General features: G+C 68.8%; 3 protein-coding genes and 1 pseudogene. All 4 read right to left on the reverse strand.

Features of this window, described 5'->3' with window-relative positions:
- Window positions 1-2,176: glycoside hydrolase family 3 protein (locus ACEN88_RS23850; RefSeq protein WP_413343644.1), on the reverse strand; the 2,176-nt coding region annotated here is incomplete at its 3' end.
- Window positions 2,177-2,287: 111 nt separating this feature from the next.
- Window positions 2,288-3,363, reverse strand: a pseudogene (locus tag ACEN88_RS23855) (family 1 glycosylhydrolase).
- A 90-nt stretch (window positions 3,364-3,453) separates the two neighbouring features.
- The gene (locus tag ACEN88_RS23860) at window positions 3,454-4,482 is read right to left on the reverse strand and encodes a LacI family DNA-binding transcriptional regulator (protein ID WP_413343646.1); all 1,029 of its coding nucleotides are present in this window, start codon (window positions 4,480-4,482) and stop codon (window positions 3,454-3,456) included.
- A gap of 52 nt (window positions 4,483-4,534) precedes the next feature.
- Window positions 4,535-5,210: ABC transporter ATP-binding protein (locus tag ACEN88_RS23865; RefSeq protein ID WP_413343648.1), on the reverse strand; the 676-nt coding region annotated here is incomplete at its 5' end.

Genomic DNA, 5,210 nt, shown 5'->3' on the forward strand with positions numbered 1-5,210 from the left:
GCTTGCCGCCGTGCGCTTCGAACGCCGCCGGCGCCGTCCATGAGACGAGCTTCGCATCCTGCTGCGTCTTGATCTGGGCGATGGCGACCGAGATGCCCGGCAGGCTGGTGCCCGCATTGAGGTCGGCGCCCAACGGCTGCACGGCCGTGCCGCTGGCGATCCGCAGCGGGAAGCTCGCGCGGTCCGCCTGGCCGTATACGGGGTACGTGTCGGACGCGCTGCAGCCGCCGGCCGGATACGTCGCATCCAGCGTGCCGATGTGCGAACGCTCGCGCCGTTTCAGGCCGTAGCCGTACGCGAACAGCGGCGCATAGCCGGCGTCGCCCACGTTCAGCGGCGTCTGGCACACGGATTTCGGCCACGAGAACGACAGCTTGCCGCGGAATTCATGGGGCTTCGCGCCCTTGCCCGCGACGAGCAGGTCCGAGACGCCCTTGCCTTCCGTGCCCGGCAGCCAGGCGGCGATGAACGTGTCCGACAGGTTCAGCAAGTCGTTCACCCACAGCGGGCGGCCGGACAGGAACACGGTCACCACGGGCTTGCCCTTGCCGTGTACCTTCTGCAGCACGGCGAGGTCTTCCGGATAGCGGCTCGAATGGCGCAGCGTGCCCGAGGGGACGATGTCGCCGTCGCCTTCCGCATACGGCGCCTCGCCGATCACGGCGACGACGGCGTCGAACCTGGCCGGATCCACGCCGGCGGCGTCCGCGCTGTACGTGACGTTGCTGCCCGCCGCCTTCAGCCCCGCGAGGATCGTCTCGGCCTTCGGGAAATCGGCATTCGTGTTCGCCGTGCCCTGCCACGTCAGCGCCCAGCCGCCGGTCTGGTTGGCCATGCTGTCGGCCGCCTTGCCGACGACGAGGATGCGTTTGTTCGTGGCCAGCGGCAGTGCCGGTCCTTCGTTCTTCAGCAGCACGAGCGATTCGCGCACGGCGCGGCGGCCCAGGTCCTTCGCGAGCAGCGCGTCGTCCTTGCCGGCCCAGGTGGATTGCGACGGGCGCTTGCCGAACACGCCGGCGCGCAGCTTCACGCGCACGATGCGGCCGACGGCGTCGTCGATGCGCGCCATCGGGATGCGGCCCGCCTCGACGTCCCTGATCGTATTGGAAATAAAAGCCTTCCAGTCGTTCGGCACCATGACCATGTCGATGCCCGCGTTGATGGCCTGGGCGCAGCTGTCGTTGCGGCAGCCCGGCACTTCGCCGTGGCCGTTCCAGTCCGTGACGACGAAGCCGTCGAAGCCCATCCTGTCTTTCAGGATATCGGTGAGCATATAGTGGCTGCCGTGCACCTTGCCGTAGTCCTTGCCGGCCGCGACGTCGTTCCACGAATTGAACGAGGCCATGACGGTCTGCGCGCCCGCCTCGATGCCGGCGTAATAGCCCTGCGCGTGGATGTTCATCATGTCGCGCTCGCTGACTTTCGCGACGCCCATGTTGATGCCGAACTCCGTGCCGCCGTCGGCCATGTAGTGCTTGATGCTGGCGATGACGTTCGCGTCGTCCCTCAGCGCGCCCTGCAGGCCCGCCACGTATGGACCGGACAGGCGTCGCACCAGTTGCGGGTCTTCCGAAAAGCTTTCGTACGTCCGGCCCCAGCGGTCGTCGCGCACGACGGCGACGGTCGGGCCGAACACCCATGCGATGCCCGTCGCGCGCACGGCCTTGCCGGTCGCGGCGCCGATGGCTTGCACCAGTTCGGGGTCGCGCGCGGCGCCGAGGCCGATATTGTGAGGGAACATGGTGGCGCCGTAGACGTTGTTGTGGCCATGGACGGCGTCCGTGCCCCAGATCATCGGGACCTTGACCGCCATGTCCGTCGCCATCGAGGCGTCGTAGAACGCGTCGGCCAGCTTCAGCCACTCGCCAGCGCTGGCGTGCTTGTCGTTGTGCGGCCAGCTGCCGCCGCCGTTCAGCACGGAGCCGAGATCGTACGTGCGCACGTCGTCCGGCGTCACGGCCTTCAGTTCGGCCTGCGTCATCTGGCCGATCTTTTGCGCGAGCGTCATGTGGCCGACGATCTCGCGCACGCGCGCCTCGAGGGCGGCGTCGGGCGCGATCGCGCTCTTCAGGTGCGGCCAGGCCGTGATCTGCGGCGCGGCCGTTGCACAGAACGCGGCGGCGGCCAGCGCGGACGCGACGGCGAGCCGGATGTGGCTGGGGCGATGGGTGGTCATGCGGGGTCTCCAGGGGTCATTCGTTATCGTGGGCGGCCGATTGGAAACGATTCCAATCGACCCAGCAGATATTGACGGCAAACGCCCGCGCTGTCAATCATCCGCTCGCGTTCACGCCCCGTGCAGGAACCGGCGATACCATTTCGCGCTGTCCTTCAGCCGGCGTTCCTGCGTCGCGTAATCCACGTGCACGAGGCCGAAACGGCGCAGATAGCCTTCCGCCCACTCGAAATTGTCCAGCAGGCTCCACGCGAAATAGCCTTTCACGGGGACGCCATCGGCCACGGCCTGGCGCAGCGCGGCCAGGTGGCGCATCAGGTAGCGCCGGCGTTCGACGTCGCGCACGGCGCCGTCGCCCGCCACCACGTCGTCGTAGCACGAGCCGTTTTCCGTCACGTACAGCGGGCCGGGACGGTAGTCGCGGTCGACCCGGGCCAGCAGTTCGGACAGTCCCTGCGGCGCCACGGGCCAGCCCATCGCCGTGATCTCCCCTTGCGCCGGCAGGATGCGGGCGCCGAGCGGGCCGTGGTCCGGATCGTGCGCCACCGTCTCCGGGAAGTAGTAGTTCACGCCGAGGAAGTCGGTCGGCACGGCGCATGCCAGCCCTCGTAATTGCCGATGATGGCCGTGCACCACGGCTCGTTGTGCGTGATCCAGTGGCCCACGCGGTCGCCGAGGCGGCGCGTCACTGCGTCGGCCATGTCGACGAACGCGTCGACCGTGTCGCGCGACGCCCAGCCGCCGCGGTCCTGCAGCCATTGCGGCAGGTCCCAGTGGTACAGCGTGGCCCACGGCTGCAGGCCGCGCTCCAGCATGCCGTCGACGAGGCGGTCGTAGAAATCGAGGCCCTTCGCATTCGGCTTTTCACTCACCCCGTCGCAGATGCGCGGCCAGGCGATCGAGAAGCGGTACGCGTTCAGGCCGAGGTCGCGGCCGATGTCGAGGTCGACCGGCCAGCGGTGGTAATGGTCGCACGCGACCTCGCCCGAGGAACCGTCGCGGATCTTGCCCGGCGTCGCGGCGAAGCGGTCCCAGATCGATTCGACCCGGCCGTCGACGCTGCCGGCGCCCTCGATCTGGTACGACGACGTGGCGCAGCCCCACAGGAAATCGGAGCCGAAGTCGGCGCGCTGCGGCGCCTGCGGTTCGGGGCCGTCGGCGCCCGGGAAGAAATCGTAGGTGGTCATCGTAGTCTTTGTCGTTATGATTGGAAAGCTTTCCAGCGGCGCCGCGAAAAAAGGCGCGCATGCGGCGGCGCGCCGGATCAGGAAGTCGGGTCAGGCCGCCTTTCGCTTCGCGCCCGGGGCCTTGGCCAGCGAGGCGCGCAACGTCACGCTGACGGGGAATTCGCGCGTGACGGGACGGCGCATGTCGTAGCACAGGTTCAGCAAAGCGTTGATGCCGTTCTGCGTCATCTCGCGCCACGGCATGTGCACGGACGTGAGGCGCGGCGCCGAGAAGGCGGCGCTCGGCGTGTCGTCGTACCCCAGCACGGACAGGTCGTGCGGCACGCGGATGCCCGCCTCCTGGAAGTACGACAGCGCGCCCACGGCCATCTCGTCGTTCGCGCAGAACAGCGCCGTGCACGGGTAGCCGGAATCGAGCAGCTGCTTGGCCGCGGCCCAGCCGCCGGCCGGCGAAAAGTCGCTCTCCAGGCGCCAGATCTTCGCGGGGTCGATGCCATTGTCGCGCAGCTCGCTCATGAAGCCGTCGATGCGGGCGCGGTTGTCCTCGAGCTGGCGCGGGCCTTCGACGACGGCGATCTTGCGGTGCTTGTGGTCCAGCAGCGCGCGCGCCGCGAGGCGGCCGCCCAGCGCGTGGTCGACGGTGAAGCACTGGCCGGGCATGGAATCGAAGCTGTGGTTCAGCGCAACGAGCTGGCCGGACTTCGCGCCCAGCGCGGCCAGGTCTTCTTCCAGCAGCGCACTGGTCATCACGACGAGGCCGTCGCAGCCCCGTTCGACGAGGAATTCGACGCCCTCGATGGCCTGGCGGCGCTCGTCGCCGAGCCCGACGCCGAACGCGAGCACCATGTGCACGCCGGCCGCGCGCAGTTCCGTGTCGATGATCTGCAGGATCGGCGTGTAGAACGTCCCGCTCAGCACGGGGATGTACACGCCGACCATGCGGCTCGTGCCGGACAGCAGCGCGCGCGCCGCGTGCGAGGGCCGGAAACCCAGCTCGTCGATTGCCTTCTTCACGCGTGCCAGCGTCGCGGGCGACACGGAGCCCTTCCCGCTCACCACGCGCGACGCGGTGCCCAGGCCCACGCCGGCCAGCTTCGCTACGTCCTTGATAGTTGCCACAAACTCTTCCTCAATGCTGTCATTCGTCCGAAGGATACTGCATTTGCCGTGCTCAGAGGCGATTCCCGCTCGCGGGGTCGAACAGCGACACCCGCGCCGGATCGATCGAAAAGCCCACGCGCTCGCCCGGCGCATAGCTGCGCGCGTCATGCACGAGCGACGCCAGCGTCGCCTTCCCGCGGCGCAGCCACACGACCTGGTGGTTGCCCATCGGTTCCACCAGCGTCACTTCGCCGACGCAGTCGCCGTCCGGCCGGATCGCCACGTGCTCGGGGCGGATGCCCAGCACCGCGGATCGTGCGGCGGGACGCGCCGCGTCTTCCTGCAGATAGCGCATGCCGTCCGCCTCGAAACGTCCCTGCGCATCCAGCGTGCCTTCCACGAAGGCCATCGCCGGCGCGCCGAGGAAGCCCGCGACGAAGCGGTTCGCGGGGCGCTCGTACACGTCCAGCGGCGTACCGATCTGCTGGATCTCTCCGCCCTGCATGACGACGATGCGGGTCGCGAGCGTCATCGCCTCCACCTGGTCGTGCGTCACGTAGATCATCGTCGAGCCGAGCGTCTGGTGCAGCAGTTTCAGTTCGCGCCGCAGTTCCGCGCGCAGCTTCGCGTCCAGGTTCGACAGCGGCTCGTCGAACAGGAACACCTGCGCCTCGCGCACGAGCGCGCGCCCGATCGCGACGCGTTGCCGCTGCCCGCCCGACAGCTGCGCGGGCTTGCGGCAACGC

It is taken from the genome of Massilia sp. CT11-108 (assembly GCF_047302915.1).
GTDB classification, from domain to species: Bacteria; Pseudomonadota; Gammaproteobacteria; order Burkholderiales; family Burkholderiaceae_D; genus Telluria; species Telluria orientalis.